The organism is Chryseobacterium sp. MYb7 (assembly GCF_002979455.1).
Classification (GTDB): domain Bacteria; phylum Bacteroidota; class Bacteroidia; order Flavobacteriales; family Weeksellaceae; genus Chryseobacterium.
Genome location: NZ_PCOU01000033.1, coordinates 26,235 through 46,707 on the forward strand (window position 1 = coordinate 26,235; position 20,473 = coordinate 46,707).

Consider the following 20,473-nt stretch of genomic DNA (forward strand, 5'->3'; position numbering starts at 1 on the left):
AACTTTCCATAAATTTGAGTAACAACAAACTACAAAAGATGGAAATATCACTTAAAAATCAGGTAGCCGTAGTCACAGGAGCTTCCAGCGGAATCGGATCCGGAATTGCAAAATCATTAGCGTCAGCAGGAGCAACGGTTATTGTGAATCACTCTTCAGAAAGATCTCTGGAAGAAGCTAAAGCTGTTTTAAAAGAAATTACCGATGCCGGAGGAAAAGGAATGACTTATCAGTGTGATGTTTCCAAAGAGGATCAGGTAGTTAAGATGTTTCAGGATGTAGTTGCTGAATATCAGACCGTAGATATCCTGATTAATAATGCAGGAATTCAAAAAGATTCAAAATTTACCGAAATGACTATGGATCAGTGGAATGCTGTCATAGGAGTGAATCTGACGGGGCAGTTTCTATGTGCCAGGGAAGCGATTAAAGAATTTCTACGACGCGGAATAGATCCCTCACGTTCTATTGCCTGTGGGAAAATCATTCATATCAGTTCAGTACACGAAATTATTCCTTGGGCGGGACATGCAAATTATGCTTCCAGTAAAGGGGCAATCAGAATGTTGATGCAGACTCTTGCACAGGAATATGGTGCAAACAAAATCCGTGTGAATTCAATTTGTCCGGGAGCCATTCAGACTCCTATCAATCAAAATGCATGGAGTACTCCGGAAGCACTCAATTCTCTTCTTACTCTTATTCCTTATAACAGAATCGGACAGCCGAAGGATATTGGAAATTTAGCGGCTTTTCTAGCCAGTGACCTTGCAGATTATATCACGGGGACAAGTATTTTCGTTGATGGTGGAATGACTACGTTTGAGAGTTTTTCTACGGGAGGATAGGGGAGTAGTTTAAAGTTCAAGTTTTAGGTTTTCCTCATCACTTTAAACAGTATCAAATATTACTCATTGCTCATTATTCATTACTTATAATTATCGTTTATGTCGGAAAAACAGAGAATTTCAGATGTGTCATGGAAAAAATGGGGTCCTTATGTAAGTAACCGCGAATGGGGACTTGTTCGTGAAGATTACAGTGAAAACGGAGATGCCTGGAATTATACCAATCATGATACTGCAGAAGCTAAAACATACCGTTGGGGTGAAGAAGGAATATGCGGAATTTGTGATGATCTTCAGAAACTTGTATTCTCTGTGGGATTCTGGAATAAGAAAGATAAAATGGTGAAAGAGCGGTTCTTTGGTTTGACGAATGGACAAGGGAATCATGGGGAAGATGTAAAAGAATATTTCTATTATCTGGATTCTACCCCTACGCATTCCTATATGAAAATGCTGTATAAATATCCTCAGAATGCTTTTCCCTACGAAGATCTTATCAAAACAAATGCTGCAAGAGGTAAAGATGAAACAGAATATGAGCTGATTGATACTGGTATTTTTGATCACAATGAATATTTTGACATCTTTATCGAATATACAAAAGAGAGCCAGAATGATATTTTGGTCAGACTAACAATTATCAACAAATCTGAAAAAGAAGCTCCTCTTTTACTATTGCCAACTCTTTGGTTCAGAAATACCTGGAACTGGGGATATGATGATTATAAACCCCAGCTGCACGCTGAAGATGCTGATCGTATTCATGTGAATCATCAGGATATTGAGATTAAAAATGTGTATGCAAAACAATCTTTAAAGACGCTGTTTTGTAATAATGAAACCAATAATGAAAGGCTCTACCGGTTTTCCAATGAGTCAAAATACTGTAAAGACGGGATCAATAATTTTGTAGTGACGGGAAATTCTCAGTTCGTGAATCCACAAAATATAGGAACCAAAGCTTCTTTCTTTATTGATGAAGATTTTAAGGCCGGCGAATCTAAAACATTTGAATTCAGACTTTCAGATAAGGATCTAAGAGAACCATTTAAAGATTTTGACACACTTTTTGAACAAAGGCAGAAAGAAGCAGATGAATTTTATGCTGATATCCAGAAAGGAATTTCTTCGGAAGATGAAAAGTTGGTACAAAGACAGGCTTTTGCTGGAATGCTCTGGAACAAAATGTATTACCATTACAATGTAGAAAAATGGCTGAAAGGAGATCCGTCAGAAATGCCTCCGCCAAAGTCCCGTGAAAAAATAAGAAACTACGACTGGAAGCATCTTAATAATGAACATATTATTTCCATGCCGGATAAATGGGAATATCCATGGTATGCCACCTGGGATCTCGCATTTCATACCATCAGTTTTTCCCTGATAGATCCTGATTTTGCAAAGCATCAATTAAAACTTTTCCTGTTTGAATGGTATATGCACCCTAACGGACAGCTTCCCGCGTACGAATGGGATTTCAGCGATGTGAATCCTCCTGTGCATGCATGGGCTGTTTTCAGGGTATTTAAAATTGATGAATATTTAAAAGATAAACCCGATCTGGAGTTTTTGGAAAGTGCTTTCCAGAAGCTATTGATGAATTTCACCTGGTGGGTTAATAAAAAGGATCTTAATGGTAATAATATCTTTGAAGGAGGATTTTTAGGACTTGATAATATTGGTGTTTTTGACCGAAATTCCGTTTTACCGAACGGAGAACAGCTGGAGCAGTCGGATGGGACGAGCTGGATGGCCATGTTTGCCTTGAATATGATGAGAATTGCCCTGGAACTGGCACTTTACAACAAAGTGTATGAAGAAATGGCGATGAAATTTTTTGAACATTTCTTATCAATTGCCCATTCATTGGATAATATGGGTGATGAAAACTTCAGTCTTTGGGATGAGCAGGACGAATTTTTCTACGATGCCATAGCTTCCAGTGATGGAAGTCATATGTATTTGAAGTTAAGAACGATTGTTGGGTTGATCCCGATGTTTGCCGTTGAGGTGATTGATGATGAAATGATTGAAAATCTTCCCAATTTCAAGAAAAGAATGAAATGGGTACTGGATAACAAACCTGAGCTTGCTTCTCTGGTTTCAAGATGGGAAGTTAAAGGTCAGGATTCCAAACACCTTTTGTCTCTGCTTCGGGGACATCGTTTAAAAAGGCTTTTAAGCAGAATGCTGAACCCGGATGAGTTTTTAAGTGAGTATGGAGTGCGAGCTTTATCAAAAGAATACGAAAGTAATCCTTATACATTAACTTTGAATGATACGAATTACAGTGTAAAATATACCCCTGCAGAAAGTGACAGCGGACTTTTCGGAGGAAACAGCAACTGGCGCGGTCCCGTTTGGTTTCCAATAAATTTCCTTATTATAGACAGTCTGCAGCGATTTTTCTTCTATTACAGCCCTGATTTTTTGGTGGAATATCCTACAGGAAGTGGAAATTATTCAAACCTTGATCAGATTGCAGATGCTTTAAACAAAAGGCTAGCAAAGATATTTTTAAAAGATGAAAATGGGAAAAGACCCGTTCATGGACAGTATGAAAGATTTCAGACCGATCCGGATTTTAAAGATTATGTACTCTTCTATGAATATTTCCACGGAGATAATGGCCGTGGAGTAGGAGCTTCCCATCAAACAGGGTGGACGGGACTTATTGCAAAAATCCTGCAGCCTAGATTTTCCAAGAAAGAAATAGCAGAATCTGAAACTGAAATGCCGGATGATGTTAAAAAGACAAAAGAGAAGTAAAAAACAAATTTATTTTATTCAAATATCTGCTGAATAATTTCTAATGATGTCGGAGTTTTGAAATCTGTGATGTGATAATGATAATACACCAAAAGGCTGTCCAGGAAATCTTTTCTTAAGGAAGAATGGATCTTTGTTGCATAAAAATCTTCTGCACATAGCGCTTCTTTCCATAGTGTAGATATTTCTTCATTGAAAAGCTGATGACAGATTCCAAGGGAGAAAGTTCCGGTTTCCGGATCTAAAAATCTACCTTCACTCAGCAGGGGAGCAACGCCCTGAATTTTTAAAAAAGCCAGTAAAAACAGAAGGTGAGCCTGATAATTTTTTTTGGTCAACTCATTGATAAAGTGATCAATGCCGGAATAAATGGGAATATTCTTATTCTCATATTTAAGAATATTGCTCAGGAAATCTGAGATAAAGAAAATAACAGTATTGACTTTTATATCGGTATAGATGTCATTATTCTTTACCAATTCAAATTTTGAAACAGTTGCAATACCATTACCCCTTGATGGATTTACAGAAAAATTAAGCTGGCTTAGTGGCTGCAACAGGGCTTTCTTTTTGTTCTTTTTAGCATAGATTCCTTTCAGAAAATAGCTTTGAAAACCCTCTTCTTCTGTAAAACAATGCAGTACAGCATCATTTTCTCCATATTTGATAAATGAAAGTAAAAAACCGTTTTGTGAATTCATTAATTAATTGACTACTCCTATTTTGGCTGTAGCTTTGTCAGATCCGTCTTCATTAGTCATCAAAACAAAATAAATCCCTGATGCTACTCTTGTTCCTTTTTGATTATTAAGATCCCATTCATAATAACCTCCTCGTGCTACTGCAGAATGTACTACATTTCCTGCAGCGTCTACAATTCTTATATTGGTTTTTTCTGCAAGACCTTTAATGGTTACTTTCCCTTTGAAATTGGAATAAACAACAGGGTTAGGATATACCACAACATCACCAAAATTAGACGTTACATCAGCAACATCACCTTGATAAGTTACAATACCATTATAAGTTACAAAATATACTTTACCGGTTTTCTTATCAATTTTGATGTCTGTGACACTGTTGGTAGGAAGAGGTGAGTTTTCTTTGGTAAAATGCTTGATGGTTTTTTGCCCGTCAGAAGAAAGATAATATACACCACCACCGTCAATAGACACCCATTTGTAATCTCCTGCATCTACGGCAATCTGAAGAATAGCAGATTCTCTGAAAAGTTCTTCGCCCAGCCCGTTTTGTTCAATGACTATAGGCTCTACTTTGGGTTGTGAATTTTTTATTTCAGAGGCTGCATTAGGCATTATTCTTAAGCCTCCATCTGTTCCTATCCATGCATCTCCGGATTTATCAAATGCTACAGATAAGATTCCTCCTGAACCGTTGAATCCATTAGACGTACCCAGAATATAATCTGAATCATCGGAAAGGTTGAGAGCACTTTTATAATCATACACCCAGAAGTTATTAGATCTAGGCAGTGGAGTCCATAGCATATTTTCATAGAAAATAGACTTCTGTATACCATCACTGGCAAGAATAATTTTCTTAATAACAAAATCATCTGCTGCTTTATCATAGATGCCTACGGAAGGATTTCCATCATTAAATCCAAAAGATACAAAAATGTTATTTTGAGGATCTGTAGTAAGCCCAACAGGACGTCTGTAATAAGGCTGTGCACCAAGATTATAATATTTTACCAACTCAAAATCCTTAGTTGCTGCATTATATTTCATTCTATAAACCCCATTCTTACTTATTGTATAATTAGTATAAAGAACTTCGTTACTGTTCAGTGGATTTATGATAGTATCCAATACATTAACATCGTCCGGATTATTATTGAAATAAGAAGGATATATCCATTCTGTACCATTGAAATAATAAAAGCCCGGTTTTTTTGGATTAAAAACAGGGAAATTGTAGTTATCTAGCCGTGCTCCAGTAGAAACAAGCATCTGATTGTTATCAAAAAGATTGATGTTATAAGCAATATTGAAATAAGGCCCCGATGGTTTATAAGTATTGTTACCTTCATCTTTTATCCCTGACAGTACCGTTCCTCCCAATATTTTTCCACCAGCAGTCAGCGCTGTATTGCAAGCTTCACCAAGACTTACTGCATTCTGAGAAACTCCGTTTATTCCATAGGTATAAACTCTGTTGTCTGTAACAATAATAGTATTAGATGTAACAACAACATCACGTATATCTCCGAAATTAGTAGGAAGCTGTATTGGTGTACCGTTGTTGTAAGTATAGGCAGCTGTAGCATTGGAAAATACGAGCTCAGATTCTGAATCTATATGTTTAAAAGCTCCGGGAATTTCAGTGGTCCATGTCGAATACACAGGAAAAGTAGTATTCATTTGATGGCTTTTTAATCCTGTATTGGTTACAGAATATACCTTATTCCCAAAAATAGTAGCTTCATTACTTGCTTGATATACTCCACCTGTCAGGAAGAATGCAGAATCTCCGAATTCTTTATTGGTTAGATTAAAAATGGAAAGTCCGTAACCTACAGAAATTACAGCCTGATCTCCCGTAATAGAAATATGGTTGATCTTTTTATTACCGTTGTAGCCTGTAGCAATAGGGATATCAACAATGTATTTGATTTCCTGTGGTGTGATGACATCCATAGAGCCATCTTCATAACCGATAAGCCCAATTTTAGTCTGTGGGTTATAATCGAAAGCTGTAATTCCAATATTATGCAGACCATTGGCCTTGGACAACTTCGTAATTTCTCCTGTTGCAATTGTATAATAGAATATTCCGTTTTCTGTGGCTGCAATAATTTTCCCATTGTCTTCTTTCATAGCGAAAACATTGTTGTAGGAAAACAGATCTGCCCATTTTTTTGATGAAATGACCTGCGCTTTTGTAAGCTGAAGAGAGGCTAAAATACCAAGAGAAATTAGAGAGAGTTTTTTCATATTATGCGGTTATGCTGCTGTCTATTGCCTGGTTGTTCCAGGAAATATGCTGTACGTTTTTGTTTATATCAAAATAAAAATCTATTCTACCCAAAAGAAGTCCTGCCCATCCAACTTGGTTCACCAGTACATTTTTGCCCTGTCTGTTGGTATAGGATTGAGGTTCCGGTAAGAATGTATGAGTGTGGCCGCCTAAGATCATATCAATATTTTCTGTACTGGCGGCTAAAATTTTATCACTTATTTTATTCGGTTCATCTTTATAATCGTAACCGATGTGTGAAAGACAGATCACAAGATCACATTTCTGATCTTTTTTAAGGAAATTTGAATAATGCTGTGCTACATCTATCGGATTGGAATAAACGGTTTCTCCATACTGTTTTTTACCTACAAGGCCATCCAGCTGAATTCCTACTCCGAAAATCCCTACTTTGATTCCATTCTTGTTGAATATCTTATAGGGGGAAGTTTTCCCGTCAAGGATAGTGTTTTTAAAATCATAATTGGAACAGATAAAAGGAAACTTTGCATTAGGAAGTACTTTTAAAAATCCGTCAAGACCGTTGTCGAAATCATGATTCCCCATGGTAGAGGCATCATACTTCATCATGGACATTAATTTGAATTCCAGTTCTCCTCCAAAGAAATTGAAATAAGGAGTTCCCTGGAAAATATCTCCTGAATCAAGAAGCAGTACATTGCTTTCCTGACTTCTGATTTGCTGAATTAAGCTTGCCCTTCTTGCAAAACCTCCCTGATTAGGATTTCTTGTATAGCTTGCATCGAAAGGTTCTATTCTGCTGTGTTGATCATTAGTATGAAGGATAGTGAGTTTATTTGCAGATTTTAAGTTAAGAATTTTTAATTCTTCCGCCATCATCATATTGGGAGCTAAAGCCATTGCTAAAGATCCACCGCCTATTGCTTTTAAAAAACTTTTTCTATCCATTATTTCTTCCCGATAAAATTTAAACGAACATCAGAATTGACCACAACTTCAGGGGTTTTCTTAAAATAATCAATAAATAAATCTCTCATTTTAATCCCTGTTGCTATTAATTCTCCTTTTGCAAAGAATTTCATATTGTCTCCACCCAGAGCAAGATAGTCTGAAGTGGCAATATAATAGTCTTGAGCCGGATCCACTTCTTTACCATTGATTAATGATTTGATGACCTGTCCGTTCTTGGTCTCAATATACAAGTGAGAAACTGGGTTGTTGACCTGCGTTTTTGCATAATACTCAAAAAGTCCCTGTACATCAGCTCCTTTCATTTTCACAATAACCACCTCATTTTCGAAAGGCATTACTTCAAATACATTTTTGAGTAAAATATCTCCCTTTCCAATAGTAGTACGGATTCCTCCGATATTGATTAATGCAGCATCTACGTTTTGCTTAAGATGAGTCTTTATCCATTCATTACCTCCTTCAAACGTATAATCAGCTAAAAGATTTCCTAAATTGCTGTTATCACCCTGTTTGGTAAGATCTACATTGGTATGCGAGATCTTCTGGTTCATTTCTTTATCCAGTTTTTGTTTATAGGGCTCAATAAATTTTACAAACTCCTCTTCATTTTTTAGCTCATTATTAATAGAAATGTTTTTCTGAGTCTTTACAGTCATAAGCTGCTGCGGTGCAGAAGCCGTTTTACATGCTGCAAGGGACATCAGGGCAATTCCTAGTAATAAGAATTTATTTTTCATAATATCTTTTAGTATATGCAAATATAACTATATGTATAATAAAACATTATTATTTATTGTAAATTCTTGGTGTAAATGACTAAATTTGGCAAAAATAATTCTAACAGATGAGCATTTTAAAAGGAGTAGGTGTTGCATTGGTAACACCCTTTAATGAAGATTTATCCGTTGATTTCGACAGTTTAACAAAACTTGTTGAATACAATATTGAAAACGGAACCAATTATTTAGTAGTATTGGGAACTACGGCAGAAGCCGCAACGCTTTCTGCAGAGGAAAAGAAACAGGTAATTGAGCATATCATTAAGGTGAATAATAAACGTCTTCCTTTGGTTTTAGGAATTGGCGGTAACGATACTCTTGACGTCAAGAAACAGATAGAAGAAGCAGATCTTTCAGCATTTGAAGCAGTACTTTCAGTATCTCCATATTATAATAAACCTAATCAGGAGGGTCTTTATCAGCACTATAAAGCATTAGCTTCTACAGGGAAAAATATTATTATTTATAATGTTCCTTCAAGAACCGGACAGAATGTAGAAGCAGATACGACACTTCGTCTGGCAAAGGAATTTCCTAATTTATTCCTGATTAAAGAAGCTTCACCTAATATTTTACAATATTTTGATATTCTGAGAAAGAAGCCTGAAGGATTTTCTCTGGTTTCAGGAGATGATGAATATACATTACCGGTAACTCTTGCAGGTGGAGATGGAGTGATTTCTGTAATTGGGCAGGCTTATCCTAAAGAGTTTTCTACCATGGTACAGCTGGCTTTTGAAGGTAAAGTAAAAGAAGCCTATGAAATTCACAATAAGCTGGTAGATATTACCCGTCTTATTTTTGAAGAAGGAAACCCTTGCGGAATTAAAGTAATTCTGGCTGAAAAAGGAATCATTAAAAATTTCTTAAGACTACCTTTAGTAAAAGCTTCAGAGGGTCTTCATGCTAAGATTAAAGCTGAAATGGCAAACATTTAAGAATGATTAAATACGTTTCTGGAAATAAATTCTAAATTTTTCAGTAACATTTTAATCTTACTATAAACTTATTAAGGTGAACAGTTAAACGCTTTTCACCTTTTTTATTTTCCCATAATCGGGAAGTAGAAAACATCTGTAAGAGTAAAAAATAAAATATTCAGGAAGAATTTTTGTAAACTTTGTGTTTAAAATTAGAATAATGAAATTAATAGAAGCGAAAGAAAAGGATATTCCTTTGATCCAGAATTTGGCAAGAAGATCGTGGGAGAGTGCATATGTAGGAATTATCTCCAATGAACAGATTAATTATATGTTGAACGAAATGTATTCTCATGATGAAATTTCAAAGCATCTGGAGAATCCCAATTATCATTATTATTTAATTTTTGATGAAAATAATGAATCTTTTGAAGGCTTTATCGGCTATGAGCATGCTTATGAAGAAGAAACTACAAAACTTCACAGAATTTACCTTGTTCCGGAAAGTAAAGGAAAAGGCTTCGGCAAAGGGGCACTTGACTTCTTGAAAACAAAACTTTCCGAAAGCAACGACAAAAGAATTATTTTAAATGTAAATAAAGATAATAACGCAAAAAAATTCTATGAATCTCAGGATTTCAAAGTATATAATGAATTGGTTTTGGATATTGGGAATGGTTTCGTAATGGATGACTACCAAATGGAGTATATAATTCACTTTGATTTGACTTAAAATTCTGTAACATTTAATTATAATTCTATAACAAGTGATGTGTGTTTTTGATTCATCTTTGCTTCAGAACCAAATCACTTATAACAATACATTCATATGCTTGGTTTTGAGCTGAACAGCTTTTTATCAGTATATTTTTTTCATCCTTAGTGTTTAAATTCCTGTATTCAATGATACAGGAGTTTTTGCGTATATATGTCAAAATAAAAAAATAATAGCTATTTCACTTTTAAATGAAATAAATTGTTATATTTACTAAATAATATTGGCTTATATAATACTAGGATGAAAATGTATGTTAAATTTGATTTCAATGCCCTTTGCAAAAAGGTATTGGACGAGAAACTTAAAGAACACGGACTGAAGTACAGGTTGCTGAACTTCGGTGAAGTGGAGTTCTATGAGCCCCTTACTCAGGAACAGCACAACCTTTTTAAAAAGAATCTGGAAGATTATGGTATCGAAATCATAGAAAGCCAGAAAACCGCACTGGTACAGAAAATAAAAGATGCTATCGTAGAATTGGTCTTTTCTGATGAGATTATACCTGTAAAAGCATCTATTTACATTTCTGAAAAATTGAATCACAGCTACGGATACCTTTCCAACCTGTTTTCAGAAGTTGCATTTACTTCTATCGAGAATTTTATTATTCTGCAAAAAATAGAGCATGCAAAAGCTCTGATCATACGAAACAAACAAAGCCTCACAGAAATTGCACATAAGCTGAACTATTCCAGTGTGGCGCATTTGAGCACCCAGTTTAAAAATACAACAGGAATCACACCCTCTCAGTTTCAAAAGATTATTGGCAAACGAAGAAGAGCCCAAAGCGCGGTAATAAATCCAAAAATGCAGTATGAATAAAGAATTTCTGAACGTAATAGTAGCAGATAACGATGATAGCACCTTGATTATTTTTAAAAATATTTTAAAAGACCTGAAAATTTCTATAAAAGTCCAATGCTTCAACAACGGGAGAGACCTGATGGAATATCTGAATAATGAAGATGCAGTAGTTCCGGAAATTGTTTTCATCAACTATACAATCTCTGGAAAAGAAAGCATGGATTGCCTTGAAGAAATTAGATCCCATTCAAAATTCAATAATATGGTGACTGCTATTTTTTCTGAACCAATTTCGGAAAATGAAATAGAAGATATTTTTGTAAAAGGAGCTCATATTTTTATGAAAAAAAGCGAATGTTTTGAGAGTTTCAAAAAGGTACTTACAGAAGTTATTACGATCAATTGGCAGTATCATACTTCCGGCTTAAATAAAGATCATCTCATTCTAAAAGTTTGATTAATAAAGGATTGTTAATTTAATATTAATAAATCATAAATCATATTTATTGCATACTATTCACAAATAAGTGATAATTTTATAACTAATAATTAAAATAATATAAAAAGGATCTGAATTAATATACTGACATTTGTAAAAGTAAACTCAGACACAAATTTCATTATATAGTAGAAGATACGAATGAATGAAAAGTAATTGTTTCTAAAAAACAAAAAATTATATAAATCACGATGTTAGTTAAACAAAATGGATTATAATAATTTTCCAATTTTAAAGCACAGAAGATCTTTAAACAAAACGGTACAATCATGAAAACTCAAAAGTAGTTGGAGATATTTTTATTCGTTTCATTCCCTCATCTCCACCGAAACACAGTTAGTTTTTATAATAAGCAAGTTGGAAAAATAATTCATTTTGTTTTTTTATAATTTATTTTAATAGTTATGGTTTTGACTCATTATTATATTGTTATATAAATATTTTCACACCACATCACAAAATATTAAGCCATAACTATTAAAATGGATTTTTTTGGACAGACCAAAAGTAATTTCTTCTAAATAACAGTTTTATAAGGGGGCCGCAGGAAAGTTTTCTGCGGTTTTTTTATGATATTTTACTCCACTTATTTTTTCCTTTGTAATATCTGATATAATAGTTTTTAATAATCAGATTGTCAGGTCTGGAAAGCATTGGATCCGCTTCCAGAATTCTTTCTACTGTATTTTTCGTAGTTTTAATGATTGCTGAATCATTGATCAGATCCAATCTCTTAAAATCTACCACACCACTTTGCTGAGTACCCAGAATATCTCCCGGACCGCGAAGCTGCATATCCACTTCAGAAATTTTAAAACCATCATTGGTTTCAGTCATTGTCTTGATACGTGTTCTGCTTTCCTTAGACATTTTATCTGAAGTCATCAGAATACAATAGCTCTGTTCTGCACCTCTTCCTACACGTCCTCTTAACTGGTGAAGCTGTGAAAGTCCAAATCTTTCCGAGCTTTCAATTACCATGACAGAAGCATTGGGAACATTTACTCCCACTTCAATTACTGTAGTTGCTACCATAATTTCCGCTTTTCCGGAAGCAAAATAAGCCATAGCCGCATCTTTTTCGTCAGGCTTCATCTTTCCATGCAGCATGGTTACGTTATAATCTGAGAAAAACTCCATAACGTGTTCCAGTCCTTCCATTAGATTTTTATAATCCAACGTTTCAGATTCCTCAATAAGAGGATATACGAAATAGACCTGTCTGCCTTTTTTAATTTCATCTTTACAGAAATTATACACATACAATCTGTCTTTTTCACGTCTATGAGCAGTAATAATAGGTTTTCTTCCTACAGGCATTTCATCAATTACAGAAACGTCCAGATCAGAATAAAAGCTCATTGCAAGCGTCCTTGGAATGGGAGTAGCGGTCATCACCAGAATATGCGGCGGAATTTTATTTTTAGCCCAAAGTTTAGCTCTTTGAGCCACTCCAAACCTGTGCTGCTCATCAATAATAGCTAATCCAAGATTTTTAAATTTGACCTTATCTTCTAAAACAGCATGGGTTCCAACCAAGATTGAAAGGGAACCGTTTTCAAGTTCCTCATGTATAATTCTTCTTTCCGCAGCTTTGGTCGATCCGGTTAGAAGACGAATATTGATTCCTGCTTTTTCTAATAATTCTTTGATCCCGTTATAGTGCTGCTGGGCAAGAATTTCAGTAGGTGCCATCAAACAGCTCTGGAAGCCGTTGTCCATCGCAATAAGCATGGTAAGAAGGGCAACCATCGTTTTTCCGGAACCTACATCACCCTGCAGAAGTCTGTTCATCTGAATGGGTCTTTTCATATCCAGACGAATTTCTTTTAATACTCTTTTCTGCGCATTGGTAAGCTCAAAAGGAAGATGATTTTCATAAAAATCATTGAAGTGGTCGCCGATAATAGAGAAAGGATTACCATACGACTGTGTTTTGTGATGGAGTTTCTTCAAACCATACCCCAATTGAAAGAAGAATGATTCTTCAAATTTCAGTCTGTAATCTGCTTTATCAAAATGTTCCTGATCTTTAGGAAAATGGACATTCAGAAAAGCATGCTGCCTGGACATGAATTTAAATGTTTTCATCAGGTATTCCGGAAAATTCTCTTCAATAAGACTCGGAATCTCTTTACAGACGTTTCTTAGTGCATTCTGAAAAAATCTTTGATTTAAACCTCTCTTCGTTAGTTTTTCAGAACTTGGATAAATCGGCTTAAGGCGCGTGTCACCCTCTTTATTTTCTTCAGCTTCTATTTCCGGATGAGCCATAGAAAACTGACGGTTGAAAACATTGATCTTCCCAAAAATATAAACCTCTTTGTTAATAGGAAGCTGCTCTTTCAGCCATTTGGAATATTGAAACCAAACCAGATCCATGCTGCCTGTTTCATCATTGAATTTTGCAGATAATCTCTTGGTCTTTCCGGTCTGTATTTCTTGTACGTGAGTGATTCTTCCCTTCAATTGTATTTCCTGGCTGGTCTCTTCCTTCAGCTGAGAAACAGTATAAATTTTACTTTTATCCAGATAGCGGATAGGGTAGAAGTTCAGTAGATCTTCTACGGTAGATAAGCCCAACACACTTTTGATGAGTTTGGCTCTTTCCGGGCCTATTCCTTTTACATATTCTATGGAGGTTTCGAGATTCATTTTCAGATATCGGGATGCAGTTTTCGAATTTTTTGAGCCTTATTTAGGTCAAAAGAAATAAAGGCTCGAATTTCGGTAAAATAAAAAAGACTTCCAAAAAAATTGGAAGTCTCTATAGTGAATTTTTAGAATTGAACCTTACAATCAGGTTTCAAAGTTCTAAATTAATCTTTGATTCTAGATTTGAATTTTTTCTGGTAATCTTCCCACTGTTCTCTCGTTTTGATCTTTTTGAACAAATCTTTTGAGATCAGTTCAAGATAAGGCTCCAGTTCTTTTGCTGAAAGCTCTCCCTGAAGAATGGTGATAGGATCTCCATGTCCGTCCAGAAATACTGTACTTGGGACGGCTCCTACATTCATATATTGTGTAAACTCATGGAGAGAGTTTTTCCCTTTTTTATGCTCAGTATCAGGGTTGGAAAATGTCCTTCCAAAGATCTCGATGCTCTTTTTTTCTTCTGCATTGAACTTTACAGGATAGTAATTCTCATTTAAAATCTGAGCAATCACAGGATGCCCGTAAGTTTTTTTATCCATGATTTTGCATGGGCCACACCAGTCTGCATAGAAATCAATCAGTATCTTTTTTGGACTTTCCTTTTGGGCTTTCAAAGCTTCCTCAATGGTCATCCACTTTACCTGGGCAAAACTAAAATTCAATAAAAGTAAGAGTACTATGCTTAAAATTTTCTTCATATTGTGATATTTAGGTAAAAATAAGCATAATTACTTATTTTTTATTTTACATCCTGCATTAATTTTTTCACGTACGGAGATATCAAAATTAATACCACTCCGGCAATTACCGCATATAATCCCAATTGTTTATATCCATCAGTATAAGTGATCGATTCATCATAGTTGGTAGATCCTTTTTTTGCGGTAGCAAGACTGGCTCCGATAATCCCTGCTACATACTGTCCATAGGCTGAAGCGAGAAACCACATTCCCATCATCATTCCCTGAAGATTCTTTGTAGAAAGCTTGGTCATGATGGATAATCCGATAGGAGAGAGGCACAATTCCCCAAGGGTAATGATTAATAATGCCAGTGTGAAGAAATTCAGTGAAGTGATTCCTTGAAGATCTGCAAACAGACGGGTCGCAAATAAGACATAATACCCTAATCCTAAGAAAATAAATCCTAATCCGAATTTGATAATCGTGTTGGGTTCAATTTTTCTCTTGTTTAGCCAGATCCAAAGAAGTCCAATCAATGGAGCAAGGAAAATAATGAAGAAAGCTCCTCCTGAGTTATTCACCCCATTTGGGTCTAATCCTAAAAGGTCTTTGTTTAGATTTTTAGCCGCGAAAATACTTAAAGAACCTCCACTTTGTTCATAAATTCCCCAGAATATGATGGAGAATATAATGAAAACTAAAGCTGCCCAAAGCTTTTTACGCTCTGAAGCTGTTACTTTAGACATTTCATAGAATAGATAGATTAAAGTTAATGGCCCAATTGTCCACATAAAATAATCCGTATATTCTGTTTTAGCAACCATTGTCATAATGATCGGTACAAAAACCAATGACAAAATATAGACTCCATATTCTTTCCATTTTGGTATTGGTGCTGTTTTTTCTTCCGCCAGAGGATGTCCTGGCTGTAGCCCAATAGTACCCAATGTTCTTTGAGTAAATACAAAGTTAATTAAGCTTATTATCATAACAATTGAAGCCAGTCCAAATGCAATGTGCCATCTCATTTCTTCTGCAATCACATTACTCAGGAATTCTCCTTTACCGATGGCAATACACAAATAACCTCCTAATAATGCCCCAAGATTAATTCCCGCATAGAAAAGTGAGAATCCTGCATCCGCTCTTGAATCATTAGGTTTATAAAGTTGACCTACCATAGATGAAATATTAGGTTTGAAGAAACCTGTCCCTACTACAGTGAATGCTATTCCTAAGAAAAAGAATTTGTGAGGATCTGTGGCAAGAATTAAACTTCCTACGATCATTAGAAGACCACCCCAGAACAGGGATTTTCGGAATCCTAAAATTTTATCGGCAAAAAGACCTCCAACAAAAGTGAAGGCATATACGAAGGCCTGGGTTGCACCATATTGAAGGTTAGCTTCTTTTTCATGGAAGTTAAGCTGTGAGATCATAAAGAAAACCAGCATTCCACGCATTCCGTAGAAACAGAAACGTTCCCACATTTCAGAGAAAAACAGGCTCCAGATTTGTCTGGGATATTTTCCTTTGAAATTTTGTATTTCATCTAAAGTTAAGCTCATAATGATATATGATTAAGTTCTAATTAGGGTTTTTATTTTCCTGATCCAGTTCAAAACGAATTCTATCCTGATCAATAATTTGTTTTAATTCTTCTTCTTTTGGGAGGTACAGCAGGTATTTGCTGGCAAATAAATTGTTTTGATCATTTTGAGTTGGAAAAATATGTAATAAGTCCAACTCAATATGTGACGCAATGCGTCACATATTGGAAATGCATGATAAAATGAATGCCTATTTCTTAAGTTACTTTCATCAAAACCTTTTCCAAATTCCAAAGTGAGTTTTTCAGAAAGCTTTTTCAGTGTATACTTTCCATATTCTGCGCGTTCTTTTCCCTGTTGTTCATCTTCAACAATAAGTTTTCCAATTTCCCAGTAGGTAAGCAGTAGCGTAGAATTCGCTATTCGAAAAACCTTTTCGCGCGACTGTCTAATGATTTCCTTTACGGATTGGAATAAAGAATCTTCGGAGATTTCCATCATACGAAAATAAAAAAAACCTCTGACTTGGCAGAGGTTTTATTATATTTTGTTGATACAATTAGTTTACACCGTGCATCATTTTCTTTAAGATCGGTGAAATTAAACCTAAAATCACAGAAGCAATACCACAAAGAACTACGAATACCATGAAGAATTCGAATAGATTGTGAATTTCAAATCCTACAAAAGTAGGGTTGTGTAACGGAAGCTGGGCTTTATCGAAAGCGGCTATCTGATCAGCTGTCAAGGTCACTTTTTTATCCAAAACATCCTGTAAGTTAACTCCCAATTCTTCAGCTTTCTTGAATTTATCACCTGTTGCAGGGATAAGCGCTCCTAATGAACCTGCCAATGCATAACCAGCAGCATTAGAAATGAAGAAAACACCATATAGTAATGAAGCAAATCTTTTTGGAGCAAGTTTACCTACCAATGATAAACCAATTGGAGAAAGGCAAAGCTCACCACAAGTCTGGATGAAATATAGTAACATTAACCATTTGATGGCTAATAATCCTGAGTTTCCAAGATCTTTTACATTGTGTGCAATGATGAAATAAGAAAGAGCAATTAATGCTAGTCCCATTGCTTGTTTGAACGGAGATACCGGTTCTTTTCCTTTAGCTCTTAACTTGTCCCAGCATAAACTGAAAGGAACCGCTAGAAGAACTACAAAAATACCGTTGAAGATCTGAACCATTGAAGGAGGCATATTCCATCCGAAAATATTTCTGTCTGTCTGGTTATCTGCAATAAATGTTAAGGAAGATCCCGCTTGTTCAAATGCAGCCCAGAAGAAAATAATAAAGAAAGATACAATATAGATTACCCAGATTCTCTGTCTTTCTACTTTATTTTCTGCAGAAGACATGATTAAGAAGGCAAGAGCAATACCAGCTGAATAAATGAATGGATAAATGATTCCTTTGATCAGTTGTCCCATTTCTACGGAATTGAATCCAAACTCACCTACAAGAAGGTATCTGAAAACAAAGAATAAAACAACAAATATTCCTCCTGTAATTCCTAAAGCCTGACCTGAAAATTTAGCAGTTTGTGTTTCTCCTTCTTCAAAGTCAGCACTTGTATTATTTTTCGGTAACCCTCCGATAGGTCTTCCTTCCGGAGTTACTACATATTTGTTTTTAAGGATAAAGAATGTTACAGTTCCGATTACCATTGCAATAGAAGCTGCTAAGAATCCCCATTTGAAAGCAAAGATATCTCTTACTCCAGTTGTTGCATCTTTTACGTCTCCTACGTATGGACAGATAAACTGGCCTAAGAATGCTCCGATGTTGATCCCCATATAGAAAATGGTAAAAGCAGAATCTAGTTTAGACTTTTCCTGCTTAGGATAAAGGCTTCCTACCATTGAGGAAATATTCGGTTTGAAGAATCCGTTACCAAAAATAATAACGAATAATGCCAGCCACATGATCATTTTGGAACTACCCAAATCTGCGGAGAAGGTAGAAGCACTGATGAATAATAAGAACTGGCCAATAGCCATTAATGATCCACCAATGATGATGGCAAATCTGTTTCCTATATATTTATCAGCAATAAATCCTCCCAAAAGAGGTGTTAAATAACATAAAGCTAGAAATCCACCATAGATGATCGCAGCATCAGCTTCTTTTATTAATAAGGAATTTACCATGAAGAGCGTCAAAAGAGCTCTCATTCCATAAAAGTTGAAACGCTCCCACATTTCTGTTCCGAAAAGAACCCATAATCCTTTAGGATGCCTGGAATTCTTATTCTCTACAAATTCATCCGGTTTCGGACTCAATGCTTCAATATTATCCATTTCTATTGTTAATTTTTGTTAAGACTGACAAATATAGTTTATTTTGGGTTTTTGGCAAGGTTTTAATTTTATTTTTAAATAAAAAAGCTGCGGAACTATTCCGCAGCTTGCTAATCGTTATAATATCAAGGATTAATGTCCTTTTTCTTTCATGATTTTGTTCAGTCTTTTTAACATAGAAAGACCTAAAAGTGTAGCAAATATTAACAAAGCGAAGTTCACCAGGAAATAATTTGTCTTGTTTTCGTAGTTATACCATGTACTTGCAAGGATTCCCGAAAGCTTATTTCCAACAGAATTGGCCAGGAAGAAACCTCCCATCATCAATGCTGTAATCCTTGCAGGAGAAAGTTTGGATACAAAGGAAAGTCCCATAGGAGACAGACATAGTTCACCGATAGTAATTACTCCATAACTGGCTACCAGCCATAATGGAGATACTTTCACAGCTCCGTTATCTCCGGCCATTACAGCTAAAACCATCACCAGACAGGAAAGTCCGGAAATGAATAATCCTAAGACAATTTTTGTAGGTGTCAGCGGTTCTTTGCCTTTTCTTCTCAATAACGCCCAGAATCCTACAATAACAGGAGTAAGAGCAATTACCCAGAACGGGTTGATAGACTGGAATAATTCCGTATTGTACAGGTAGACTTTATTTTCAGGGTTTTTCTCAAGGGCAGCACGCTGCTCAGGTGAAATGTTTTTAAAATAAACATCTTTCCCCATTTCTTTCTTCGTTTCCCCGTTATCATCTTTTTGAGAACGGAACTGATTATCATAAACAGGTGTTTCTTTGTCTTCATAGCTTTTTCCGTCCACCATATAAATTCCTTCCAATGGTTTTTCAAGAGAAGCAGGAACACTTCTGTCTGTATAATAATTGGCCCATCTTGTCAAAGCTGTTCCGTTTTGTTTGAAAACAGCCCAGAAGAACATACTGATCAGGAATACGGATAATAAAGCTCCTATCGATGCTTTTTCATTAGGTTTAGCTTTAAAGTAAAGAGAGGCATAAAAGTAAATTACAGGAACACATGCAAAAATAAAAGCATCCGTACTATCGCTTCCGAAGATATTATTAGGAATAAACCAACCTATGGCTCCTGCAACAATAGCTGGTACAAATACTTTCAGCATAATTTCTGAAAGCTTTGTATCTCCTTCCTGTACTGGTTTCATCTGTGCAGCATGAATGTAATGCTTTCTACCGATCGTAAAAATAACCATCCCGATCAACATTCCAACTCCGGCAGTGATAAAAGCCTCACCCCAGCCGAATTTATTACGCATGAAAGCGGCAATAATGTTACAGATAAATGCTCCGATATTGATTCCCATATAGAAAATATTATATCCGGAGTCTTTATTGGCCTTATAAGGTTCCTCAGAATAAAGGTTTCCTAATAAGGTTGAAATAGTAGGTTTAAAGAAACCATTTCCTATTATAATTAATGCTAAAGAGGCATAAAATAATGGTAAATCTTTAAAAACACCCATTCCTATATATCCCGCAGCCATTAAAAAACCACCCAGATAAATAGATTTAATATATCCCAACACTCTGTCTGCCAGGAATCCTCCAATGAAAGGGGTCAGATAAGTTAAGGCAATGTAAGTTCCGAAAATATCATCAGCAGTTTTGTCTGGCAGTCCAAGCCCTCCCTTCATACCAGTAGGCTCAATAACATACAGAACAAAGATTCCAAGAATCAGGTAGTACCCGAAACGCTCCCACATTTCTGTAAAAAAGAGAAAGGGCAGCCCTTTAGGATGTTTAGTCTTCATATATTCAATTTTCAAATTTCCCAAAAATAGGTTTTTAATTTCAATTGATAAAATAAATAATATAGACGTATATGATTAATGAAATGAATAGGAAATATGAATGTGCGTAACTGTTTTCTATATATAAAAATCTGTACACATCCGGCAATTTAA

General features: G+C 35.5%; 16 protein-coding genes. 6 read left to right on the forward strand and 10 right to left on the reverse strand.

All coding sequences use genetic code 11. The features are described from left to right. The first annotated feature begins 38 nt into the window (after window positions 1-38). A complete protein-coding gene (locus CQ046_RS20505; RefSeq protein ID WP_105704050.1) occupies window positions 39-848 on the forward strand; it encodes a glucose 1-dehydrogenase in 810 nt (269 codons plus the stop codon). A gap of 99 nt (window positions 849-947) precedes the next feature. Continuing rightward, window positions 948-3,617, forward strand: a complete 2,670-nt coding sequence (locus tag CQ046_RS20510; RefSeq protein WP_105704051.1) for an MGH1-like glycoside hydrolase domain-containing protein — start codon at window positions 948-950, stop codon at window positions 3,615-3,617. A gap of 14 nt (window positions 3,618-3,631) precedes the next feature. Here the strand turns inward: CQ046_RS20510 and recO are convergent, their stop codons facing one another. Genes recO through CQ046_RS20530 form a run of 4 tightly spaced genes read right to left on the reverse strand, consistent with a single transcriptional unit; the run spans window position 3,632 to window position 8,287 of the window. After that, entirely contained in the window at window positions 3,632-4,318 is a 687-nt protein-coding gene (recO, locus tag CQ046_RS20515; protein ID WP_105704052.1) for a DNA repair protein RecO, read from the reverse strand. A gap of 3 nt (window positions 4,319-4,321) precedes the next feature. Then, a complete protein-coding gene (locus CQ046_RS20520) occupies window positions 4,322-6,574 on the reverse strand; it encodes a hypothetical protein (RefSeq protein WP_105704053.1) in 2,253 nt (750 codons plus the stop codon). Window position 6,575: 1 nt separating this feature from the next. Further along, entirely contained in the window at window positions 6,576-7,526 is a 951-nt protein-coding gene (locus CQ046_RS20525; RefSeq protein ID WP_105704054.1) for a bifunctional metallophosphatase/5'-nucleotidase, read from the reverse strand. Then, window positions 7,526-8,287 carry a 5'-nucleotidase C-terminal domain-containing protein gene (locus tag CQ046_RS20530; RefSeq protein ID WP_105704055.1) on the reverse strand — a complete coding sequence of 254 codons (762 nt, stop codon included), beginning with the start codon at window positions 8,285-8,287 and terminating at the stop codon, window positions 7,526-7,528. Before CQ046_RS20530 ends, CQ046_RS20525 begins: the two co-directional genes overlap by 1 nt. A 107-nt stretch (window positions 8,288-8,394) precedes the next feature. On the opposite strand from CQ046_RS20530, the gene dapA reads away from it, so the two are divergent. From dapA to CQ046_RS20550, 4 genes are all read left to right on the forward strand, one after another. Further along, window positions 8,395-9,267 (forward strand): 4-hydroxy-tetrahydrodipicolinate synthase, encoded by an 873-nt coding sequence (gene dapA, locus CQ046_RS20535; protein WP_105704056.1) that lies wholly within the window; start codon window positions 8,395-8,397, stop codon window positions 9,265-9,267. Between the two features lie 202 nt (window positions 9,268-9,469). Continuing rightward, window positions 9,470-9,982: a GNAT family N-acetyltransferase gene (locus tag CQ046_RS20540; RefSeq protein WP_105704057.1), complete on the forward strand. Its 513-nt coding sequence runs from the start codon at window positions 9,470-9,472 to the stop codon at window positions 9,980-9,982. A gap of 285 nt (window positions 9,983-10,267) precedes the next feature. Beyond that, the gene (locus CQ046_RS20545) at window positions 10,268-10,849 is read left to right on the forward strand and encodes a helix-turn-helix domain-containing protein (RefSeq protein ID WP_105704058.1); all 582 of its coding nucleotides are present in this window, start codon (window positions 10,268-10,270) and stop codon (window positions 10,847-10,849) included. Beyond that, on the forward strand, window positions 10,842-11,288 hold the full coding sequence (locus CQ046_RS20550) for a response regulator (protein WP_105704059.1): 447 nt from the start codon (window positions 10,842-10,844) through the stop codon (window positions 11,286-11,288). Before CQ046_RS20545 ends, CQ046_RS20550 begins: the two co-directional genes overlap by 8 nt. A gap of 609 nt (window positions 11,289-11,897) precedes the next feature. Here the strand turns inward: CQ046_RS20550 and recG are convergent. The 6 genes from recG to CQ046_RS20580 all read right to left on the reverse strand — a co-directional run bounded on the left by recG (window position 11,898) and on the right by CQ046_RS20580 (window position 20,320). After that, window positions 11,898-13,991 carry an ATP-dependent DNA helicase RecG gene (recG, locus tag CQ046_RS20555; protein WP_262498058.1) on the reverse strand — a complete coding sequence of 698 codons (2,094 nt, stop codon included), beginning with the start codon at window positions 13,989-13,991 and terminating at the stop codon, window positions 11,898-11,900. 158 nt (window positions 13,992-14,149) lie between these two features. After that, window positions 14,150-14,683 (reverse strand): thioredoxin family protein, encoded by a 534-nt coding sequence (locus tag CQ046_RS20560; RefSeq protein ID WP_105704061.1) that lies wholly within the window; start codon window positions 14,681-14,683, stop codon window positions 14,150-14,152. 41 nt (window positions 14,684-14,724) lie between these two features. Further along, the gene (locus CQ046_RS20565; protein WP_105704062.1) at window positions 14,725-16,236 is read right to left on the reverse strand and encodes a peptide MFS transporter; all 1,512 of its coding nucleotides are present in this window, start codon (window positions 16,234-16,236) and stop codon (window positions 14,725-14,727) included. Between the two features lie 84 nt (window positions 16,237-16,320). Then, window positions 16,321-16,719: a DUF1016 N-terminal domain-containing protein gene (locus CQ046_RS20570; protein WP_228407007.1), complete on the reverse strand. Its 399-nt coding sequence runs from the start codon at window positions 16,717-16,719 to the stop codon at window positions 16,321-16,323. Between the two features lie 58 nt (window positions 16,720-16,777). Continuing rightward, on the reverse strand, window positions 16,778-18,532 hold the full coding sequence (locus CQ046_RS20575) for a peptide MFS transporter (protein WP_105704064.1): 1,755 nt from the start codon (window positions 18,530-18,532) through the stop codon (window positions 16,778-16,780). Between the two features lie 132 nt (window positions 18,533-18,664). Further along, window positions 18,665-20,320: a peptide MFS transporter gene (locus tag CQ046_RS20580; RefSeq protein ID WP_105704065.1), complete on the reverse strand. Its 1,656-nt coding sequence runs from the start codon at window positions 20,318-20,320 to the stop codon at window positions 18,665-18,667. Window positions 20,321-20,473 lie beyond the last annotated feature (153 nt).